At 28.8% G+C, this 22,403-nt stretch carries 22 protein-coding genes, 1 tRNA gene and 2 pseudogenes; 19 read left to right on the top strand and 6 right to left on the bottom strand.

Annotation, left to right across the window (positions count from 1 at the left end):
* The first annotated feature begins 22 nt into the window (after positions 1-22).
* The 6 genes from MBOVPG45_RS03825 (at position 23) to MBOVPG45_RS04645 (ending at position 5,200) form a co-directional block, all read left to right on the top strand.
* On the top strand, positions 23-940 hold the full coding sequence (locus MBOVPG45_RS03825) for an RluA family pseudouridine synthase (RefSeq protein ID WP_013456503.1): 918 nt from the start codon (positions 23-25) through the stop codon (positions 938-940).
* A gap of 47 nt (positions 941-987) precedes the next feature.
* Positions 988-2,046 (top strand): membrane protein, encoded by a 1,059-nt coding sequence (locus tag MBOVPG45_RS03820; RefSeq protein WP_013456057.1) that lies wholly within the window; start codon positions 988-990, stop codon positions 2,044-2,046.
* A 24-nt stretch (positions 2,047-2,070) separates the two neighbouring features.
* On the top strand, positions 2,071-2,694 hold the full coding sequence (rnhB, locus tag MBOVPG45_RS03815) for a ribonuclease HII (RefSeq protein ID WP_013456354.1): 624 nt from the start codon (positions 2,071-2,073) through the stop codon (positions 2,692-2,694).
* 313 nt (positions 2,695-3,007) lie between these two features.
* Positions 3,008-4,288, top strand: a complete 1,281-nt coding sequence (locus MBOVPG45_RS03810; RefSeq protein ID WP_013456336.1) for an ATP-binding protein — start codon at positions 3,008-3,010, stop codon at positions 4,286-4,288.
* A 141-nt stretch (positions 4,289-4,429) separates the two neighbouring features.
* Positions 4,430-4,693: a hypothetical protein gene (locus tag MBOVPG45_RS03805; RefSeq protein ID WP_013955039.1), complete on the top strand. Its 264-nt coding sequence runs from the start codon at positions 4,430-4,432 to the stop codon at positions 4,691-4,693.
* 330 nt (positions 4,694-5,023) lie between these two features.
* Positions 5,024-5,200 (top strand): hypothetical protein, encoded by a 177-nt coding sequence (locus MBOVPG45_RS04645; protein ID WP_013955038.1) that lies wholly within the window; start codon positions 5,024-5,026, stop codon positions 5,198-5,200.
* 67 nt (positions 5,201-5,267) lie between these two features.
* Here MBOVPG45_RS04645 and MBOVPG45_RS04640 read toward each other — a convergent pair whose 3' ends face one another.
* Both MBOVPG45_RS04640 and MBOVPG45_RS04885 read right to left on the bottom strand, forming a co-directional pair.
* Positions 5,268-5,405 (bottom strand): hypothetical protein, encoded by a 138-nt coding sequence (locus MBOVPG45_RS04640; protein WP_153700572.1) that lies wholly within the window; start codon positions 5,403-5,405, stop codon positions 5,268-5,270.
* Between the two features lie 200 nt (positions 5,406-5,605).
* Positions 5,606-5,767, bottom strand: a complete 162-nt coding sequence (locus MBOVPG45_RS04885; RefSeq protein ID WP_232955281.1) for a hypothetical protein — start codon at positions 5,765-5,767, stop codon at positions 5,606-5,608.
* 100 nt (positions 5,768-5,867) lie between these two features.
* Between MBOVPG45_RS04885 and MBOVPG45_RS03800 the strand changes: the two genes are divergently transcribed.
* Entirely contained in the window at positions 5,868-6,719 is an 852-nt protein-coding gene (locus tag MBOVPG45_RS03800) for an MFS transporter (RefSeq protein ID WP_243555251.1), read from the top strand.
* A gap of 135 nt (positions 6,720-6,854) precedes the next feature.
* On the opposite strand, the gene MBOVPG45_RS03795 is transcribed toward MBOVPG45_RS03800, so the two are convergent.
* The 4 genes and pseudogenes from MBOVPG45_RS03795 to MBOVPG45_RS03780 all read right to left on the bottom strand — a co-directional run.
* On the bottom strand, positions 6,855-7,979 hold the full coding sequence (locus MBOVPG45_RS03795; RefSeq protein ID WP_013455943.1) for a DNA-methyltransferase: 1,125 nt from the start codon (positions 7,977-7,979) through the stop codon (positions 6,855-6,857).
* A 1-nt stretch (position 7,980) separates the two neighbouring features.
* A pseudogene (locus tag MBOVPG45_RS03790) lies at positions 7,981-8,526 on the bottom strand (HpyAIV family type II restriction enzyme); the annotation flags it as partial.
* A gap of 161 nt (positions 8,527-8,687) precedes the next feature.
* Positions 8,688-9,716 carry an IS30-like element ISMbov1 family transposase gene (locus MBOVPG45_RS03785; protein WP_080551570.1) on the bottom strand — a complete coding sequence of 343 codons (1,029 nt, stop codon included), beginning with the start codon at positions 9,714-9,716 and terminating at the stop codon, positions 8,688-8,690.
* Positions 9,717-10,048: 332 nt separating this feature from the next.
* Positions 10,049-10,327, bottom strand: a pseudogene (locus MBOVPG45_RS03780) (HpyAIV family type II restriction enzyme); the annotation flags it as partial.
* Between the two features lie 163 nt (positions 10,328-10,490).
* Between MBOVPG45_RS03780 and MBOVPG45_RS03775 the strand changes: the two are divergent.
* The 12 genes from MBOVPG45_RS03775 to MBOVPG45_RS03720 all read left to right on the top strand — a co-directional run bounded on the left by MBOVPG45_RS03775 (position 10,491) and on the right by MBOVPG45_RS03720 (position 22,326).
* Positions 10,491-10,566, top strand: a tRNA-His gene (locus MBOVPG45_RS03775).
* A 50-nt stretch (positions 10,567-10,616) separates the two neighbouring features.
* Complete coding sequence (locus tag MBOVPG45_RS03770; protein ID WP_013456471.1) at positions 10,617-10,997, top strand: YigZ family protein; 381 nt, start codon at positions 10,617-10,619, stop codon at positions 10,995-10,997.
* A 1-nt stretch (position 10,998) separates the two neighbouring features.
* A complete protein-coding gene (locus MBOVPG45_RS03765; RefSeq protein ID WP_013456081.1) occupies positions 10,999-11,571 on the top strand; it encodes a dephospho-CoA kinase in 573 nt (190 codons plus the stop codon).
* Between the two features lie 49 nt (positions 11,572-11,620).
* Entirely contained in the window at positions 11,621-12,628 is a 1,008-nt protein-coding gene (locus tag MBOVPG45_RS03760) for a DnaD domain protein (protein WP_013456185.1), read from the top strand.
* Positions 12,629-12,636: 8 nt separating this feature from the next.
* Positions 12,637-13,536, top strand: coding sequence for an ATP-binding protein (locus tag MBOVPG45_RS03755; RefSeq protein WP_013455987.1), 900 nt, complete (start codon positions 12,637-12,639; stop codon positions 13,534-13,536).
* 42 nt (positions 13,537-13,578) lie between these two features.
* Positions 13,579-14,901 (top strand): 23S rRNA (uracil(1939)-C(5))-methyltransferase RlmD, encoded by a 1,323-nt coding sequence (rlmD, locus tag MBOVPG45_RS03750; protein ID WP_013456079.1) that lies wholly within the window; start codon positions 13,579-13,581, stop codon positions 14,899-14,901.
* A 45-nt stretch (positions 14,902-14,946) separates the two neighbouring features.
* Positions 14,947-15,870 (top strand): alpha/beta fold hydrolase, encoded by a 924-nt coding sequence (locus MBOVPG45_RS03745; protein ID WP_013456460.1) that lies wholly within the window; start codon positions 14,947-14,949, stop codon positions 15,868-15,870.
* A gap of 1 nt (position 15,871) precedes the next feature.
* A complete protein-coding gene (locus MBOVPG45_RS03740) occupies positions 15,872-16,777 on the top strand; it encodes an HpyAIV family type II restriction enzyme (protein ID WP_013456590.1) in 906 nt (301 codons plus the stop codon).
* Positions 16,778-16,887: 110 nt separating this feature from the next.
* Positions 16,888-17,700 carry an NAD(+) synthase gene (gene nadE / locus MBOVPG45_RS03735; RefSeq protein WP_013456356.1) on the top strand — a complete coding sequence of 271 codons (813 nt, stop codon included), beginning with the start codon at positions 16,888-16,890 and terminating at the stop codon, positions 17,698-17,700.
* Positions 17,701-17,702: 2 nt separating this feature from the next.
* Positions 17,703-18,440, top strand: a complete 738-nt coding sequence (locus MBOVPG45_RS03730) for a YebC/PmpR family DNA-binding transcriptional regulator (RefSeq protein ID WP_013456092.1) — start codon at positions 17,703-17,705, stop codon at positions 18,438-18,440.
* A gap of 2 nt (positions 18,441-18,442) precedes the next feature.
* Positions 18,443-19,450 (top strand): ZIP family metal transporter, encoded by a 1,008-nt coding sequence (locus tag MBOVPG45_RS03725; protein WP_013456522.1) that lies wholly within the window; start codon positions 18,443-18,445, stop codon positions 19,448-19,450.
* A 119-nt stretch (positions 19,451-19,569) separates the two neighbouring features.
* On the top strand, positions 19,570-22,326 hold the full coding sequence (locus tag MBOVPG45_RS03720; protein ID WP_041309176.1) for a C1 family peptidase: 2,757 nt from the start codon (positions 19,570-19,572) through the stop codon (positions 22,324-22,326).
* Positions 22,327-22,403: the final 77 nt, after the last annotated feature.

Raw genomic sequence — 22,403 nt, 5'->3', positions numbered from 1 at the left:
ATAATTTATAATTGGAAAATATATGATTCAATTAGAAGTTAAATATAAAGAAAGAATTGACAAATACATAAGCGATAATTCAGAAATCACTAGAAACGATGCAAAAGCTTTAATTGAGCAAGAAGCTGTTTATATTGACGATAAAAAATTTGTCAGAAAACCTAACTATATGGTGCGTGAAGGAATGGTTATAACCATTTTGAGATTGCTTGAAAAAGAAACAAACATTGAAGCAGTCAATATGCCATTAGACATTAGGTACGAAGATGATAACCTTTTAGTCTTGAACAAACCTAGCGGGCTAGTTGTACACCCTGCACCAGGCCATTTAAATGACACATTAGTTAATGCTCTTATGTATCATTTTAAAAATAATTTATCAGACACAAATGGACTATTACGCCTAGGAATAGTACACAGAATTGATAAAGATACTAGTGGATTATTAATTATTGCTAAGGATAATGAAACACATAATGAGTTAGCTAAAATGCTAAAAAATCATCAAATTAAGCGTACTTATATTGCAATTTGCAAAGGCATTTTGCCTAATAAAGTTACAAAAATTAACTTGCCAATTCAAAGGGATGCTAAGAATAGAAAATTAATGAGCATACATAAAGATGGAAAGAGCTCTGTAACATATGTTCATTTGTTAAAAACTTTTTATATAGATAATAAACCTTATTCATTGGTGAAATGTGAGTTAGAAACAGGAAGAACACATCAAATTAGAGTACATTTAGCCTATATCAAGCACCCCGTTTATGGTGATAATATTTATGGTTCGCATGTTGATGATTTTAATCAAAGACTGCATGCTTATAGACTAAGCTTCATACATCCAATTTCAAAAAAACAGGTTGATGTATACTCTGATATACCTAGCGAGTTTGATATTGCTGAATATGATTATGAATTATTAAAAAATGACAATTAATAATATATTATTTAGAAATAATATTAATATTTTCCCTAAGGAGAAATATGTTTGATAACCACTTCAGATTTGAAGCATCGTTCGATGGATTATGAAAACATGAAAAGAAAACTTTTCGCCCAATTTTCATTGCAACCTTTGTCTCGTTTATCTTGCTTATTTTGTACTTTATAGTTATGGCTTCGTTTGACCTTGCATACATTAAAGTTGCTGGTCAAGCATTTGAAGAAAACCCACCAAAAGGATTTTCGCCTGACTATATGAAAAGTATGCACTTATTTTGAATAATATTTAAATATGTAGCATCCGCTGGTATTATAGTTTCTACAATTTTAATGTTTATATCTGTTTTACAGGGATATAAGAAAAAAAACTTTGCAAAAATTTATACTTGACCACTAACTATTTACTTCATAATTTTATTTGTTAATATATGAAATTCAGTGTCTGCAATTATTCAAGGCAGAGATATTAATGCCTCAGGCATAAAGGATTTTAGTACCTACATTTTAGTAAGAATGATACTAACTATTTTATTTACAATTATTTTAGCTGTGGCATACTTTGTCTTTGTTAGAAAATATATGTTTATTAAGGCTGCATACATTACTGTTCAAAAATATGAAGAAGCTCAAAAGCAACTAGAAGACAATCCTGAACTTAGAGAACTTGTTCAAAATATTCAAGCTGCTTTTGGTGGGGATTTAAGTTCTAAAACTAATGAGTCTGGTAGTTATTCAGCAGAAGGCGAGAATGAATCAGAAGAATTTAATGAAAAGACAGACGACAACAATAATGAAGCTAATCCAGCTAAGATAGCTAGAGAAAAGAACTATGAACGTTTAATGAATTTACCAAACGAAAAACTTTATGATGCTGCTCAAAAGTTATATATTTCCGGCTATCAAAGTATGGAAAAAGCGGCTTTAGCCAATTTGATTTTAGATATTTTAGAGCAACAAGAGGCAAAGAAGCGCGCTGAAAAAGAAAATGTTAAAAATAATGAAAATGTCAATAAAACGGGCTCAGATGCTGAAATAGTTGAAGCAGAAGCAAGAGAAATTTCTGAAAATGATGATAGTCAAAAGAAGAATGAACTTAACTAGTTCATTTTCTTTTAAGGACGTAAAATGTTAGATTACGAGTTTAAAAATTTCAAAGATTATAAACTTATTGCTGGGGTGGATGAAGCAGGAAGAGGATGTTGTGCTGGGCCGTTAGTTGTTGCGTCTGTAATAATGCCTAAGAATTATGTTAATGAAAGAATAAATGATTCAAAAAAGCTTAGTCCAAAACAAAGAGAGATACTTTTTGATGAAATTATAGACAATTGCATTGATTATTATATTCTTACGCTACCAGCATCATATGTGGATGAGTATAATCCAAAGCAAAGCTCTAAGAATGGTATGAAAATTTGCATTGATTCATTAAATGCTAAGCCTGAAGTAGTTATTACGGACTTTGAAAAAATTGACCACTTAGACATTAAACAAATCAATTTAGTTAAGGGCGATTCCATAAGCTTCAATGTTGCTTGTGCTTCTATTTTAGCTAAAGTCACTAGAGACAGATATATGATTAAAATTGCTGACAAATATAAAGAATATGAATTTGAAAAACATAAAGGATATTGCACAAAAAAACATACTGACGCAATAATTAAATATGGCGTAACTGCTGAACACAGATTAACATATAAAAATGTTATAAAGGCAATGAGTATTTTTGAGCAAGCCAAGGAAAATAGATAAAACACATAAATTATTTTGAACAAAGAAGAATATTTATGCAACATCACATATATTGTTATGTGTGATTTTTTACATTGATTTGTCACAAGTTAAAAACACCATAAAACAGAAATATTAGGGAAAATTATTGCTTTATCTTAGACAAATTAACGTTGTTTTATTTGAAACTAATACATTCAAAAAATCATTGTGCTGAACATAAATTAGGAAATATGGCAAAATATTTTATGAAAATTTGGTAAAATTTTTATATAAAAATTGGTAAAGTTTCTAATCAAAATTTGGTAAATTATCCAACAAAAGGCAAGTAATTATGAAGGAAAAATTATATAGACCAAGAGTTATAGATAATGTTATTCAAAGATATCTCAAGATTGCTGGCGCAATCTGTATTGAAGGGCCAAAATGATGTGGTAAAACTTGAACTTCAAGATATGCTTCCAAAAGTGAATTTTTAGTAGGCAGCCCATATAATAATTTTGCAAATAGGCAGTTAGCTAATTTAAATCCTCAATCAATACTATCTGGACAAAATCCTAGAATGATAGATGAGTGACAAGAGGCTCCTGCAATTTGAGATGCAGTAAGAGCGACGGTTGATGAAATTGGTGAAAATGGTTTATTTATATTAACTGGTTCATCTACGCCAAAATATAAAGGTATTTTGCATAGTGGTGCTGGAAGAATTGCAAGACTAAGAATGAATACTATGAGTTTATATGAATCTGGAGAGTCTTCTGGAAAAATATCCTTGGCGGATTTGTGCAATAATAACGATAATTTCGAACCTATGTATGTTGAGGAACTGGGTTTTGATATGTTGGCTAAATTAATAATAAGAGGGGGTTGACCTAGCAGCATCGATAATGATTTATCAGAATCACACTTAGTAGCAAGACAGTACATTAACTCAATTTTGAATCAGCAATTAGTTGACGAAGAAGGAAATAGGTTTGATTTGGATAAAGTTAAATTAATTTTAAAGTCACTAGCCAGAAATGTATCAACTACAGTATCAGAGCGTTCGATAATTGATGATATATCTCAAAACGAAACTAATAAAGTATCTAGACCAACCTTGTCAAAATATTTAGAATTTTTAAACAAAATGTTTTTATTTGATAATTTAGAACCTTACGCACCAAATTATTGCTCATCATTAAGGGTTAAACAGCTAGAAAAAAGATATTTTAGCGATCCTTCAATAGCGTGTGCAATGTTAAATTTGACTGCTGATAAATTAACCAAAGATCCTAATTTATATGGTATTTTGTTTGAATCATTGGTTGTCAGGGACTTAAAAATTTATGCTAGGGCAATGGATGCTGAAGTATATCATTATCAAGACTATAGAGGTAATGAAATAGATGCAATAATTGAGCTTAGTGGCGGAGACTGAGCAGCGCTTGAAATAAAATTGGGTTCAAATACAGTGAACGAAGCAGCTTTAAAATTAAATAAAACTATCAATGATATGGTTAATAGTGGAGCAAAAGCGCCAGTTTTAAAGTGCATCATAGTGGGTCTAGGCAATTTAGCATATAAAAGAGATGATGGGATTATAGTGCTTCCAATAAACGCATTAAAAAATTAAAAAAATTATCTGCATGAAAGTACATTTTAGAAATGATGCATATGCATAAATATAAGGACTTAGCGTTTTATTTCCACTAAGGCTATATCGATAGTTGCTAGTTGATAATTTCAAGCATACTTAATCTAATATAATTAAATTATGGATGGCATTGAGAAAATGGTCGAATTAGACTATTATGATTGCTTTAACATTCTATGCCGAAAATATAATAATGTAGCAGATGATTATTTTTATAGAGATCCATTTACGGGCGATCTGCATGAAAATAAAGATATAAAAATAACTAAGCCTGAACCAGAAACAGATATTCCGCTTCTCGAATTTTTACGAAATATCTTTTCTAATAAAACTAATGATAGTAATTCAGTAAATTTAATATTTCAGGAGAAAACTCTCGGATAAATTCCAACAATAAATAATAGTAGTAACAATCATTCAAACAATGAGAATAGCAAATATAATAAATATCATTGGCTTTGGTTGTTGGTTTTGGTACCGATTATAATGCTTTTAATTATGTTTCTTGCTGTTTTATAGCGTAATAAAGACAAGTCGGCGAAATGACAACAATTTTGCCAATATTAATAATTAAATAAAGGATGCGCAATAAACTTTAAAATCCTTTATTTTTTTAATGCTGATTTTCCACATATTTTTGCATTTTCTAAACAACAATAATAAACATACTTATAATTGATTAGTTTTAGCTTAAATGAAAGTGTGGACAAAATAATGGATACAAGCAAAACAAATTTTGACAAATTTAAGAGTAATTTCATTAAAACAATAAGCTCAAAAAGATATGAGATGCTTATAAAGCTTTACTCTGAAATTAACTATTTAACTTTTGGGTGAGCGAAGTGTAATAATATTCAGGCTGTCAACACACCAGCAATAGAATCTGGTTAGAAAATTGGCTTAAGAAAACATTTTTTACTAAAAAACTTATCAATTAAGTCGCAACATTTTGTAGTGGTTATGGAATTCCATACGAACTATATTTTGGTTCAGCATCAATTGATGCAACCAAAATAAGAAATGCTGATTCAATAACAATTGCTACACCTGTAAGTTCAATATATTTAATGAAATCAACTGTTATTGAGAAAGGCATTTATTACACACTGATACCAGGAGTTTTATTATGTCAAAATTTAAAATAAACAATCTAAAATACACTAGCTCGCTGACATTGTCATTGATCGGATCAGAAGCATTTAAATTGGGCTCATCGATATTTATATTTAAATTTACTGGCAACCTTTGGCTGGTTACATTTTTATACCTATTGCTACAACTTCCATCAGTCATAGTTTACTTATTTAGCTCTAAAATAGTTAAGAAAGTAAAAAGTGATAAGTTAATATTATTAATTTGTGATTTGTTAAGTTTTGCTATATTAATACCACCATTAATAACGTTTATTATATTAAATAAAGATGATAGCAATAATGACTTGAAGACAACTTTATCCATAATTTTAATAACTTTTAGCACGTTGTTAGGTTTTATTCACTCGTTTAGATTTATTTTTCTAAAAAATATAATTTATTTTATTGCTGACAATAATGATCAAATGCAAAAGTTTAATGCAACAAACTCTTTAGCAACATCATTAGGTTTTATCGCTTCAACAATCCTATCATTCTTTTTATTTAAAAATCTAAGTTTTTACTGACTATTAACAATGAATATGATAACTTACTTAGTTTCAGGAGTTTTATACTACTCATTAAAAGTTAATAAGGAAGCAACTGTATTTAGTGCATCAACATCCACAGGAGATGTTGAAAATAAGCAAGATAAATCAAATCTTGCAAAATCATGAGTGTTTATTTTGTCTGGGTCTCTTCTTATAGGAATATTCTTGTTTCCAAACACTTCTGGTTTATCTCAGTACTTTAATAGTTTTGGAAACTCTGAATATAAAATTGATAACTGAGGATTTTACTTTTCTATAATTTTTGCGACTTTTTCACTGATAGGTGTTGTTATTGTTTACTTTTTTCAGTCAAAAATCAAAAAAAGTAAGCCTCTATTTATAGCAATAATTGCTGTATTAGGAACCTTAAACTTTGTTTGACTATTTTTTATAAATTCAGAAGCAAAAGTAAACTTAATATCATATGTTTCAATAATTGCATTACAACAATTTACTTATTCACTATTTATTTCTATCTATTATTCAACATCATATGAACTTTTTAGTAAAAGTCATTTTCACAAGCAAAATGGGATAGCAATAGTATTTAGAATTTTATTATCATCTATGATTAGCGTTTTATTCACTTTAATTTCAACCAAAGCAGGATATTTATATACTTATTTGTTTTACTCTTTAATTGTTTTTACTTGTGCTACAGGCATTTTGGTATCATCTTTAGCATACAAAAAAAGAAAAGACAAAATACAAAGCAAGCATAATTAGTATTTGGCAAATTTTTCTAATATTAAAAGACAGCGTGCGGACTGTCTTTTAGTTTTACATTGTTGCAATAGATAATATTTCATACAATAAAATCTATATGCCTAATTTATAGAATTAATGGGCAAAATAATGATTTTAAATTGACTCTTTAGATAAATGTTCTCTATATAGTTCTCTAATTTCATTAATTGAGACAAGCTTATTTTCACGAATAACATATCAGTAGTCAAAACCATTAACTCTATGTGCTTTTTTATTAGATAACTGCGCGGCTCCTGAGTGAATATCAAGAGTTTGTCCATTATCATCAGTTAGCTTACCATCAGAATTCAAATAAACATTTTTGTGATTAATGTTTTTTAAATAAAACTGCTCTCCAATGTGTAAAAAGCTATTTTCTATCATATCTTTTAGACCTACTTTTAAGGGCTTTATGTCAAAGGTTGCTAATTCAATATCTCCTATTTTTTCTTTGGTTTTTTCTATTCTGTTTGTACCATAATGACAATATTTTTCATCCTGTTCTATCATTATGTATTTTCTGCCTGTTTGCTTCGCTACTTTGCCAGTTGTCATAGTCCCAGCAAAAGGATCTAGGACTATATCATTAATTTTCGAACTGATATTAATTATTTTATATAGAAGTTCTTCTGGCTTTTGTGTGCTATGGAGTTTTATTCCTTCATTATCTTTTAGGCGTTCATTGCCATTTACAACAGAAATTGACCACACACTGCCTAATTGTTTGCGGTTACCTTTATTATAATCTGCAACATTAATATTTAACTCTTTGGCTGTTTTATAGTTAAATGTGTATTTTGAACTTTGATTTTTAGTAGCTCAAATCAATGTTTCATGACTATTTTGAAGTCTAGTACCTTTAAAATTTGGGGTCGGATTAGTTTTGTGTCATATCACATCATTTATTATCCAAAAACCTAATTCTTGCATTATTCCACCAATTGTATAAATACACTGCATTCCACCTATAACTCAAAATGAACCATTTTTCTTTAAAACTCTGTAGCACTCACTTAATCAATTCTTAGTAAACTTAGCATAATCTTCATTAGATTCAAATTTGTCTCATTCATCTTCAACACCATTGAACTTAGTTCCTTCAACCCTAAGTAAAGTATTGCTTGTTCTCATTCAATAGGGCGGGTCAGCAAAAATCAAATCTATGCTATTATCTGGCAACTGTTTTAATGCGTCAATGCAGTCGGCATTAATAATTATGTTAGTTTTTATATTACTCATTTTATTTACCAAGCTTCTTTCTTTCAACTAGTGCTTTTTGTATTGTATTTCCTTTAGGAAAAAATTTGCTTCTTAATTTTATGTACTCGGCCTTATCTGATGTTAGTTTGCTTCATTGTCTAAGTGGCAGTTTTATTAGTGATGATAGAATATTTGGTGATAACTCAAAGTCTTGCATATCATATGAGTAATCTTCATTTTGTTTTTCAAAATTCTCGAGATGTTCAATTAACTCATCTCATATCTGTGGAAGTTTAAAAAAGTCAAAAAGCTCCTTGCCATAAAATAAATGAAGATTCCTATCATATTTATTTAAATTTGATATTTCATTATTGTAGAAACCTTTATTTTTCTTGAAACTATCATCAACAAACCACATAATGCCGACTATATTATTTATAGGATAGATAGTTTTAACATGATTGTATTTCTTTAAAAAGTTATCAATTTGGCCGCGTTTTTTGGTGCTATCATGGTCATCACGCACTTTTTGTTCAATAATAAATATATCATTGTCTTTTTTAACTAATTGGTCTATTTTAAGAATCTATAAATTCTTAAATTAAAAAGCACCTAATTTGAGTATTGAAAAAATAATACCAATTTTTGGTTGTTCTGACAAGAAAATGGCCTAAAGCATAAAAAAAGAATAAAGAAAAGATACTTTTGAGTACTCAAAAGTGCAAAATTTTGTGTTGATGTTAATTTTTATTGCATTTGCTTAGCACATTTAAAGCCTGAGACACCTTTATAAATTCTTGGATGTGAATTTATAAAATCGGCTATTGGTTTTAGATCTTGACCAACATATTTATCTATAGATTTTCCCTTTGGAATGTATCTTCTTAAAAGCCTGTGAGCATTTTCAATGCTACCTTTTTCTGATGATGAATAAGGATGACAATGGAAAATTTCTTTGATTGATTCTATCTCTGGAAGTTTGTAATTTTCACTTCCATTATCAATAGTTAATGTGTCAATAACAAGATTATTGTCCTTAATCAATTTCTCCAAATTTTCTTTTATTGCTTTTGCATTTCTTCTAGAGAGCGTGCAATAAAACATTCTAGATTTTCTGTTGATTAATGTAAGAATGCAATAATTGTCAGATCTTAAACCAATTACAGTGTCCATTTCATAATCATTGTCATTTAGCCTTAAATTAACTGATTCTGGACGTTCAGTAATAAGTTTGCCTATTGTTTTCTTCTTTGTCTCATGCTTTACTGTTGTTCTACTTCCATATTTACCGTTTGATTTATATGGAAGAATATCTAATTTTAGACCAAAAGCACTATGTTTAGCCAATATACGGTAAAAGTTTTGAACTGATGGAATATATGAATTTTGAAGCTTTCCCTGTGCTTCTAGTTCTCTTATGTATTTAAAAATAATGCTTGCCACAGACTGTTTAACAGCTTTACTATCTAAGTTAAAACTATTTCTATTCTTCAAATAAAAGTACAGTAACTGTTTGTAAAACTTAAAAATCTCAATGTATTTCATAAGCAATTTAGAATTGTTTTCTAATCTTTTTGAATCATGTCTTGTTTCAATTAAATTCAAAAATTTGAGAGCACTAATTACATATATTGTTTTGCCTTTTAAGTCCATACCACACAATTTACATTTCTTTTGATATTTAGCATAGCCACGCTTTGTTTCAATTGTAATTCTGTCAAATAAGTTATAAATTGATCTTGATTTAAACCCCACAATATTAGAAACAGTTTTCATATCATAGCCTGCAATTAGCCTTTCAAGAATTTCTTTAAGTCTCAACGGGCTAATGTTATTTTTATTGGTTTTGTGATTTGACTTGGTCAATATTTCATCTCAATTCGTTTCATCAATTACATAATGTACATAATTAAACTTGTACTTGCCGTGCACATTTAATTTCTTTTTAAGCAAGCATAGGTCAGTTGAATAACTAGTATTTTTGTCATTGCTAATCATATATAATGTAAAAGCCTTTCTTTTTTAATTTAGATACTCAAATTTTAACAAAAGGCAACAAAAAGCGCCGCAAGTTAACTTGTGGTGCTTTTTGCTTTGTTAATGAATAAGAGAATCTCGCCATTTGTTTGTATTTCATTATTTAAATTAACATATCCAGTAATTTTTAAGTATTTATTGATAATTTTTTCTAAAAAATTATCAAACATAATTTCATTACTTTGGCTAATATTTTGCATAAGTTTGGCTTTTGCACCTGTTATTCTAAAAACACCAACATACCTATTTGGGTTATTAATTATCTTATTAAGGATCTTGAAACAGTCATCTTCATTAAGAGTAATATTTTCTTTAAGTAGATTGCTAAATTCGTCAAAATTTATGTACACAAAAACCTCTTTTTTAATTATATACTTACTGTGTTTTAAAATGCAACAGTTTAATAATTTAAGAAACAATTCGTCAAAACTGATATTTTTTAATGCTCTATTAATATGCTTTTTACTTTAAGAATTTATACTTTAGTTTATAATTGTTTTGCTAATTAAAATGGCGGATGTGGTGAAGTGGTTAACACAGCGGGTTGTGGTCCCGTCATGCGAGGGTTCGAATCCCTTCATCCGCCCCATTTTTTTTATACCTTTTTTGGCGAAAATTAATATAGTAGAATTTTAATATATGTATGTTGCAAAGTGTGAATACGAAATAAAAAAGTCCAGGTTCATAGGCTATGTTTTTGATACTAATTCTAAAGAAGAAGTAAAGACTTATGAACAAATGCTAAGAAAAGAACATAAAAAAAGCACGCATATTTGTCATGCATACTCATTTTATAATAGCCAAAGTCATAATTCTGGTTTTAATGATGATGGTGAGCCAAGTGGCACAGCTGGTAGGCCAATTGCCCGCGCAATCCAGCTTAAAAGTGTTGAAAATATTGCGGTGTTTGTAGTTAGATATTATGGCGGGATAAAATTAGGTGGCGGTGGATTAATAAGAGCATATAACAAATGCGCAAATCTAGCAATTGATGAGTATATCAATATTAAAAGAGGCTAAAATGATTGCAATTATAGGAAAACTTGGTGTTGGAAAGACTACATTTTGTAAAAAGCTTATTGATAAAGGCTTTTCAGTATTTAATTGTGATGATTTTGTGCAAGAAAGTTATCTAAAAGGTAATGATTGTTACAAAGAAATTAAAAGACAAATTGGTGATTTTTTATGTGATGAAAAAGGAGTTTCTAAAAGCAAGATAAAAACATGAATTGCCCAAAACCCTTATAATATTGACATCTTGGAAAAGGTCATTTTCCCGATAGTTTATGAAGCCATAAAAATAGGAAAATTCGATTTTGTTGAAATACCAAAATTAGTCGGAAAAAATTATGACTTTAGCCAACTTTTTGATATCATTCTATGCCTTGAATCTCCTGAAAAAATAAGGGCAAAAAATATGGCTGCTCGGGGTGTGGATAACTTCACAAAAAAAGCAATAAGTGAAAAAAATGCCCCAAAATTGATGAAAAATGCTATTTTTGGTCAAGTTCCAATTGTTAATATCTTTGCAAATAACTTGTGTGATAACGCATTATTTGAACTAATTTTGACAATACTATTTGCAAATAGTTAAAATAATTTTAGAGCATTATTTTTATTAATATTTGCAAGGAGTTTTAAGTATGTTAAAAACACTACAATATCCATATTTTACAATTCAAAACTCTTTGCAAATTAGTAGCACAGATCTTAAAAATCTGCGTAAATTTTATGCCCCTATTTTATGCAGTGAATCTATATTACTTTATGAATATTTAAGAGACCTTACACACGTTAATTCTAATGAATCTGATATATTTGACTTCGAGAGCCTTACTTACCTTCTAAATATGGATATAAAAACCTTAAATAAGGCTAGAATTATGCTTGAATCAGTGGCTCTTTTAACAACACTGATAGATGAGTTCAATCGTAAAACTGTTTTTGTGCTAGAAAAACCATTAGATAGTTCAGGTTTTAGAAAAAACCTACTTTTGGCTAACAAATTAATTAAAACAATGGGTAAGCAAAACTTTGAAAGACTTATGGGTAAAGAAAAGAATATTTTTCTTTCAAAGGCTAAGTATTTATTAGATGCATCGGCTAAATTTGATGATGTATTTCCTTTAGACAATTCAGTTAGCGAGAGTGATGAGTTAAACAATTCATTTGCTCTTTCATATGAATTGGATTCATCAGATGTTAGCACTAAGGAAATTAACTTGTTTATTCAAGAAAAGCTTGACTTAAATACTTTTGAGTACCCTAATCCATATGAGGCTATTTTAAAAACTGATTCGAGATTTTTCTTTTCTCAAGTTTCAGGGCAAATTCCTACCGATAGCATAGTGAATTTGATCAAGTTTTCAAAAAATAATGGGCTAAGCGATCCATGTATTAATTTGGTCTTTTATTATGCATATGACATTAATGGCAGAATTAATTATGCCTATGTTAAAAAAATAATTACTGACTTAATGAATAAGAAATTGCTCTCGTTTGTGCAAGTCGAAAAACATTTAGATAGTCTGCAAGGATTTAAAAATAAAGGCACCATATCTAAAAAAGAATTATATAAAGCAACTTATTTAAAATCTATTACAATGAATAACAACACATATGAAAGCGCTGAGTCTTTAATTGAAGATTAGGAGTATAAATGAAAGATCGAGACTGAATTAGCAATCTAGAAGGTCTTGTTGATAGCAATTATGATGAGATTGAATCTAAAGTTATGAATTTAGTCAAATCTAATTCTAAAATCACTAAGTGCATTGAACAATTAAAAATTACAGATCAAGAATTAAAAGATAACTTGATCGAATTTTTAAATATAAAAGAATCGCTTGATAATAGCGATATTTACCCATGAGTTTATAATGTCTCGCGTAAAAACGGGGCATTGGTTATTAAAAGATCATCAGCCAAAAACAATTATGCTAAAAATATAACTAGAAAACTTAACATCATTTTAACTGAAGTTAATGAAACTAATCCAGATTACAAACTTACAAAGTTCAAGATTCCCACTAGCAAACGTAAAGAACTTATAACCAAAATTAATTATGTTAGAGGCATACTTGAAAAAAGAAAGCCACTTGCAAGTAACAACAGCATATATATTTATGGATCGAATGGCACAGGTAAAACATATATTGCTAACGCAATGGTTAATAGCTTTGCTTCTAGGGGCATTTCATCAGCTTACATAAAACTTAATGACTTATTTACATACTTGAAGAATAAAATGTCTAATAGCATATCGCTGAATGAGATTAAAAGTTCGTTAAAAAATGTGTCGTTATTAGTCATTGATGATCTTGGATTTGAAAAACATAATGAATGATTTAAGTATGATTTTGTTTATGAAATTTTGCAATATAGAAATGCCAATAATAAATTTACTGTTTTATGTTCATTGTTAGAACCTAAAGAATTAGCAAATTACTATAGAAATATTGAAACTGATAAAAGCTTTGCATTCAAGGTTGAGTCATTAATTTATGAGTTAACTGAGAATTTTACGCCCTATAACATTAGCGAGTACCCTTTAATTTAGTTATATCCTTAATAAAGGATTTTTATTTTATAAAATTGAATTATGAAGCTTCAAAATAACTCTATTTTAGAAAATGTAAAAGCATTCGAACACTCTTATGAAGGGCTAGGTACTGTCAAGATAAATGACTATCCTATATTTGTAGAAAACTTGCTTCCTGGTGAAATTGCTGATATCTTAATCAAAAAAGCTAACTCTAAGTTTTCATTTGCCAAAGTTTTAAAAAGACACAATGATTCACCAAAAAGAATTAAAGTTTTAAATGATAAATTAATGGAGAGCGGATCGGCACCTCTGGCAAATATTTCATACAATGATCAATTAGAATTTAAAGAAAATTTTGTTAAGCAATTATTTAAGCGAAATCTTCATTATTCCAACATTTTGCCTATATTAAAAAGCGGTTATGAATGAAGATATCGAAATAAACTTTTACTGTTTACTAAAAATATCCAAAACATTATTAAAATTGGCTTATATGAGAAGAATACTCACAATTTAATTGAGCAAGATTCATATGATTTAGTTTCCGAATATTCAGAAAAAGTACTTCTCTGACTTAGTAAAAATATCAATGACTATGACTGTTTTAAAAATGTTAAAAATTCATTAATAAGTATTAGTATTAGAGAGAGTAATTTTAATAAAGAAATTATGCTTTATTTTACTGCATCTAAATCATTTGATTTGTCAAAGCAATTTTTTAGCGATATAGCTAGTGAATTTAAAAATATAGTAAGCATTCTCATTATAGTTAATGATAAAGTAGTTAACAAATATTTAAGCCAAAATACCTATTTAATAGAGAAAGTGGGAAATTTTACTTTCAAATATAACTGAAATAGTTTTTTTCAAATTAATTCAGAACAAACAGAAAATTTGTATTCGCTTTTAATAAATAATTTATCTTTAGATAAAAATAAAACAGTAATTGACGCTTACTGTGGTATTGGCACAATTTCGCTTTTTTTAGCTCAAAAATCCAAAAAAGTTTATGGGTTAGAAATTGTCAATGAGGCAGTTATTAATGCTAAGGAAAATGCTATTAGCAACGATATTAATAATGTGGATTTTATTGCTGGTGATGTTATTAAGTCCATAGATAAAATTAAAGAAAAAGTTGATATATTGGTTGTTGATCCGCCACGCAGCGGGCTTAGCGACGAATTTTTAAGTAAAATATTAAGTATAAGACCTAAAGAAATTGGCTATATCAGTTGCAATCCACACACAATGTGCAGGGATATTAATACATTAAGTAAATCAGGATATGAAATAAGTTATCTAAGACCTTGTGATATGTTTTGTCAAACATATCATATTGAAGTGGTTGCAGTTCTTAGATTGAAGGAAAATTACCTATAAAACATGATTATTGATCTAATTCATTAATAATAAAGGGGCTTAAATATGGAAATGAATTATGTTAACTTTAAAAATCAGAAGATGCCGGTTTTTACTAAAAATAACAACTATAACACAACGATATTATTCTTGCATGGACTAAACTCTAATAGTTCATTCATAAGCAATATGCTGGGTTATGAAAACAAATTTAATATTGTTTCAGTGAACTTTCCAGGCAGTAAATATGCACCTGATATTGATCCTGAAAATATAATACTAGACGATTGAATTGATCTGGCTAAAGCTGTTTTAAAAGGAATTAAGTCAAAACATATCCATATTTTAGCTCACTCAATGGCTGGAGGTGTTGCTGTTGAATTAGCTAAAGATAAAAGAGTGGAAAAAGTATTTATGCTTGCTACTATTAATCCAACAATGACTGAAAATAAGTCATATAGATTGCTACATAATGTAATAGGCCCAGAAACTGGCAAGCCTTCAGTGTTTGGGAAATTATTTGTCTGAGGTGCTAAGTTTTTTAAAAAAGGTAAAAGACTAATTGATTCATTTAGCAGAAAAGGTAAATGATATAACTTGCTAGATAAGTACATATTACAACCTGAATTTATGAAAAAATTAGACAAACAATACCGTGAAGTTGCAGATAAATTAATTTTTATTATAGGTGACAAAGATTCAATCATTGGCACAAATAATTTTATTAATTATGCTAATGAGTTAAACTGTCCCGCAGTTAAAATTGGCGAAACACATTCACCAATCAAGGTTGCTGGAAAACAAATTAGTAATTTTTTAAACTTAGTAGTTTTATCAAAAAAGACACGCTGGCCATTTAACAGGTTTATTACTTTCAAGAAAAATGTAATAAATGTTGGCGAGTCTATTGACACTGATGATTCTGAATCAGTTGAAGAGATTTTAGATGAGTTGAATAAAAATAATGATCTAGAATTGGATAAGCAATAATATGAATTATGAACAATTTGAACAAGAGTTAAAATTTAATCTTTTGAATAATAATGCTAAAAAATTAATTTATAAGTTGGCGGAAGCGCCATATAGATTCATTTCACTTTTAAGTCCGCTCAATTTTAAAACAAAGCTAGAACAAGCTTTTTATAGAAGTCAAGAAAATAAATATTACAAGTATTTGTCAAATTTTGCAATTAACATTTTTGCTGAATCTACCTATGAAATAGCCGAAAACAGAGTTTCTGTATCAAAATTAATACCAAATAGTGATCAGCAATATGAAATCTTAAATGCTAAGTTTACTTTTTCATTTAAGGATGAAAATGCTAAATCCTATTATTTCATTAAGCAGAGAAAAAGAGACACATACTCAGTTAATGAAGCAATCAAAATTTGAGACAAATTCTTGTTTGATATTGAATTAGCAAAACAAAAGTATCAAGATTATAAAATCATAGGGTTTTTATGATTTACTGACTCTGAATTTAAGAATAACCAAACATACTATAATTCAGGCTCAAATGTAGAAAATGAATCACAAACGAACATAAGCGCAAAGTATGGATATGAATTGTTTCAAGATTTTGGTCTACATGAAAAATGAATTGAAGTTGAACTACATTTAGAAAAGTTTAAAAGGCAAAATTATGATGACTTTTTAGAATTTCCTGATTTAGATAAAGATCCAGAAGCCTTAGAAGCATTGATTGAGCTTAGCAAGTCTGCTTGAGAAAAATTAAATTCACCAATGCCAGTTTATATGGCTATTAGAAGTGCTATTTTTAATGAAGCAGATGAAAATTCTAATTTATTTAAAGCACTCAAACTTAGAGATATTAAAGAAAATATGGTTGATGAAGATGAGTTAAAATTAGCTATGATGAAAATGCAAAATAACTAAATTCTTGCTAATGCAAGATTTTTTATGCCCCAGTATATAAACATTCAAATGCTTATTTAATATAGTAAAATAATAAAGAATTATTTAATTTATTTAAGTGGCAGGTTACTATGCGTAAGAGAATTGGATTAAGAGTTGATAGTAGTTTCAGTTCTCCTTTTGATAGTGAAAAAGTTAAAATTTACACAGAATATTTAGTTTCCTGAATCAAAAGGAGAGTTAAAAATGCTAAGGCAAAAGGATGCATTGTGGGCATTTCAGGTGGAATTGATAGTGCTTTAGTTGTATCATTGTGTGCTAAGGCATTTCCAAATAACACTATAGGAATAGTTATGCCAATTGATTCTATGATGCATGATCTTGATGATATTAAAAAACTAGAAAGTGCAATTAACTTAAAATTTAAAACTATTTCACTTGAAAAGAGCTTTGAAGAAATTAAAAAATCACTAAATAATGAAGTTGATAATCTTTTAGCAATTAGCAATATAAAACCTAGATTAAGAATGACTGCTTTATATGCATATGCACAACAAAATAATTATTTAGTTATGGGAACAGATAACCAAGACGAGTATTTTATAGGCTATTTCACTAAGTATGGAGATGGTGGGGTTGATTTATTACCTATTTCTAAGTTGCTTAAATCTGAAGTAAGAGAAATTGCTAAATATCTAAATGTTCCTGAAAGCATAATCAACAAAAAGCCTTCAGCAGGCCTATGAGAAGGCCAAAGTGATGAGGATGAGTTGGGCTTTACTTATAATGAATTAGATAAATATTTATTGAATGATAAAGATGGTATCAGAGAAAATTCGATTGTCAAAATTGAAAGAATGCATAAAACTAGTGCTCACAAAAGAGATAAAGCCGGTTTACCACTTTCAATTGATGATGTCATAAAGAAAATGAGAAAGGAATAAATATGGCAGGACACTCACATTGAGCAGGAATAAAACATAAAAAGGGCGCAAATGATGCAGCTAGGGGCAAAATTTTCCAAAAAATGTTTAAGGAAATTTATGTTGCTGCAACTGGACCTGGCGGAACAGATCCTAGTTCAAATCCAGCCTTAAGATTAGCTATTTCAAAAGCTAAGGCTAAAAGTATGCCTAAGGCCAACATTGAAAGAGCACTGGATAAAGCTAAAGGTAATGCCAAAGATGGTGCAGTTTTTACTGAAATTATTTACAATGCAACAATTAGTGGCGGCGCTACATTTTTAGTTGTTACATTAAGCGATAATGTCAACAGAACAACAAGTAACATTCAGTCTTACTTTAATAAGCAGAATGCAAAATTAGGAAAAACTGGTACTATACCATTTCAGTTTGACCATAAAGGGATTATGGAAATTAGTAAGAGCTTAGTTGACGAAGAGTCCTTAACTATAGTATGTTTGGAAAATGGGGCTGAAGATATTGAATCGACTGATGAATCATTTATTGTAACAACTTCAGTCGAAGATTTTTCAACTTGCAAGAGTGCTATAGAAAGTAACTTAAATATAACTGAATTTATGCAATGTGAAATTACATACTTGCCTAATGCAACTGTGTCATTTACTGGTGAAAAAGCACAAAAAATCCAAGATTTTATAGCTAAATTAGAAGATGATGACGATGTTCAAGAAGTGTTCCACAACATAGAATTTGAAGAATAAATATGACCAAATATTGAAATGCATTATACTCATCTCTTGGTTATAACCAACCATTAGCAATTTTTATTGCAATCATAATTGTATTTATTCTAATTGCTCTAATTCCTTTTTTAGTTAATCTGATTTTTGCTTATACTAAAGAAAAATTAAATAGCAAGGGAACTGTATTACTTTATGCATTTATGTGCGGATTTTTCCTTACAATGGCAACATTTGGCTTCTTAAAGGAGTCATTAGAAATAAGTTCAATTAATACTAGTGCAATACTAAATAACGATCTTAAAATTTACGGTTGAAATATATTGGTTGTCGTAGGCGGCTTAATTATAGGTATAGGCTTTGCAGCCTTAGTAAGACAACTAGTGCGCAAATCAATTAATAGCAAAATTGCAACCGATAGATCTGCCAGATTATTTTTACACTCACATGATATTGGTCATGATCACACCGATCTAGATCACCACGATCATGAAATAGCACCTTCACATGATATTAAGGTTGCAACTAATGCACAAAGCAAGCCCACATATAAGTTAGTTGCTATATTGCTTCTTTTGCTTCACAGAATTCCTGAAGGATTTTTAATTGGTTTTATTATAAGCGGAATCGAAAATAAAGGAATAACATCAACATCAGTTGCTTTCTTAATTTCATTAATACTTCACTTAATTCCTGAACAAGTTTTATTCTATTACCGTCAAAGAGAAATAGGTTGAAGTAGAGCCAAAGCGCTATTTATTAGTACTCTTTGTCTGCTACTATTTTTGCCTGCTATGCTTTTAGGTGGCTATTTAGGAAAATATATTTACAATATATGACAATTAAGGGCATTGGTTCAATCATTCATTGCTGGAATATTTATATTTATTAGCATTTTAGAGTTCTTGCCAGAATTTTATCATGCCCATCATGATAAAAAGCTGTTTTTCTGAACTATATTTGTGTTTATGATTGGAATTATATTCTGTGCATTTGTATTATCATTCCATAAACATGGGCAAGGAATATAACTTTATTAAAATATCTATAAAACAGAGTTATTAGCACATCTTAATTAGATGTGCTTTTTTATCATTGTGCCTATTCACTATAAGTTTATTTTGCTGTAAATCAATAGTATAATAAAAAAATGCCAGTATTAAAAGTGAATAAGAAGTTTATGAATTGACTAAAGCGAACGCCAATTCTTTTCCCAGTTATTCCGATGTTATCAATGAGTTTAAAATCTAGCAATGATTCTGAAATTAAATCCAATAATATCCATAATAGCACAGATGAGAAGCAGAAAAGATCCTATTTTTCATTGAGAGACGATTATATTTTGTTTAACCAGTATCAATATAATACTGGTCTTTGCTGGGATTTTAGTGCTACAAAGTCATTAGAAACATCATTGATGTTAAACACGAATGAAATGTATGATTTTTCTGAAGCTAGCATAACTATAAATGATACTGGTAATGTTGGTGGTGGTGCTTGATTTGATGATTATGACAGTCTTATTTCAAAAAACGGGATTGCATATGAATCTGATTTTAAATTTGGTGATTTATATTATGTGCCAAACAAGGGTGCCTATCACAATGCTTTAAGAAATTATTTTAATAAATATACTCATAAGAATTTTAGACAGCAAGTTAGAAGAGTTGATTTTGAAACTTATGATTTTGATAAAATCAAAAAACACATTACTAAAAATGGTTCACTGTTTGTTGCTATAAGAGGCTATAAAACAGTCTCAAATGATAAATATTATAAAAATATTGAAGTACAGTCTAATTCAAAAGTCAAAGTTCATGAATTAGTTGGAACTGGAAGAAGTAATACACATGCAGTTTCTATAATTGGTTGAGATGATAATTATAAAGCAACTGATGGAACCACTGGTGCTTGAATTATTCTTAATAGTGATAACTTATATAGCAACCGCGATGGAGTTAACTTTCTTCCTTATAATTCAAGTGCGATAATTAATAAATTTAGTGGATATGAATATATTGAAAAAAATATATTGCTTTCAGAAAGCAATGCTAACTATGAAAATGAATTTAGCAATTATTATAATGTAGCAAACTATGGCGTTAGAAACAAAAATACGTTTGCTAAAAATAAAAATATCTTTAATTCAACACAGAATGTAAAAATCAAGTACAAAATTAACAGAGATATTGCTAAATTAAACAATATTTTTGCGAAAATTTATCAAGATGGGGTTGATGTATCTGACTATTTTAATATTGAATATGTCAAAAATGATGGTGTTATTATAAATAGCAAGACACCATTAAAATCTGGTGCATATTCTGTCAAGTTATTTTATAACTATGAACTAATTAATGAAAAAGAACATAAAAACGAGTCTCAAACTCGTCAAATTTATGTTTTAGATGGAACTGAAGCTATTCAGGCTAATTCATATTGGACAATTGGCGATAAGTCGCATATTGTTTTTCATGCAAACAATAGTTATGTCTTGAATAATACAACCCCAGTTATACTAGTGAATAAAAATAATGAGGTTAACTTTAATAGCAGACCTCTTTATACAAATAGCGGGAACAATGCTAATATTAAGTTTAAAGTAAGTAACAACGATTTGTTAGATTCAAAAGTTAATAAATTTTTAGAAGAATATAAAGACGATAAATTTGATGTCAATGTTTCATCTTTCATAGACGATTCGTTTATAGCAGACAAGAAATATCATTTTTATAGGCTTGATGGAAAGGGTAAATATACTTTTAGTAAATTATATATTGACACAAATGGTGCAAGGCCAGAAAGTTTAGTTACAGAAGTTCCATTTGCAGAAAGTGGCACATTCAGCAAGCATTATTTACCTAAGCTAGAGAAGCCTAATTCAAAATTTGTTAAATACACTTACATCAATAAAAATGGCACTGAAGTTGATCTGCCTTTGGACAACTCAAATAATAAATATTACATTTCATATGATCATATTAAAGAGTTAAAAACAAATGTTTTGAACTTTAATTATGTAGGTAATAGGCAAAAAGGCAATGATCAAACTTATGCAAATCCAATAATCGTTAAAGCAGTTTTTAATAATATGAGCAACACCAAAGTAGTTAGTCATAATCTTGAATCTTCTTACAAAGCAAAAGATATGGTAAATATAAGCAAAGTCAATTTGTTAACTGAAGAAAATGGACAGATTACGTTTGCTAAACCAACAAAAATTAATTATCAAAATGGTGACCACATTAACTATGGAGATAATGAAATTTCAATAGATTATGAGCTAAATGGTAAAAAACACACTTATAGCCATAAAATAAAGGTTGAAAAAATAATAATTGATTCTCCAAAGCATATTAACACAACTTTTATCTATGATGGCAATGAACACAGTTTAAACTTTACCCAATTAGGCTTTAAATCAGGAATATTGGTAGATAATACAGGCCATACTGAGGCAGGAAAATATCATAGTTATATTAAAATTATTGATAATAATTATTCATTTTCAGACGGCAAAAATGAATTGCACTATAGCTGAGAAATTTTACCTAAAAATATATCTGATAATTCAATAGTTGATAATGCTAATCTTAAATTTGATAGTGATGTACTGTATTCATTTGACAAGTTAAATTTTAATACGTATAAGTCTATAAATCAGTTATTATCAGCAAGCAGCCCTTTTGTATATTTTAAATACAAAAGTGGTAAAAATCATAATGATAGCAGTCTTTTGAAAGTTGATCTTTCAAACTATGGGTATACGCAGGCAGAAACCAAAGGCAACAATAAACAGACTATTGTGATTGTCTCATTAACATTAACGGCAGCTGTTTTGCTTGCTGTAGGATTAATATCAAGTTTAGTGATTATTAATAAAAAGAAAAAGAGAGTAGGAAAATAGTCTTAATACATACAACTAGCAAAAATTCTGGAATTATCCAGGATTTTTAAAATTGCCTCTAAAATAAGTATTAAATA

This window comes from Mycoplasmopsis bovis PG45 (assembly GCF_000183385.1).
Lineage (GTDB): Bacteria > Bacillota_I > Bacilli_A > Mycoplasmatales > Metamycoplasmataceae > Mycoplasmopsis > Mycoplasmopsis bovis.
The sequence above is the reverse complement of the archived record's forward strand: the minus strand, read 5'-3'. Positions and strand labels throughout refer to the sequence as shown.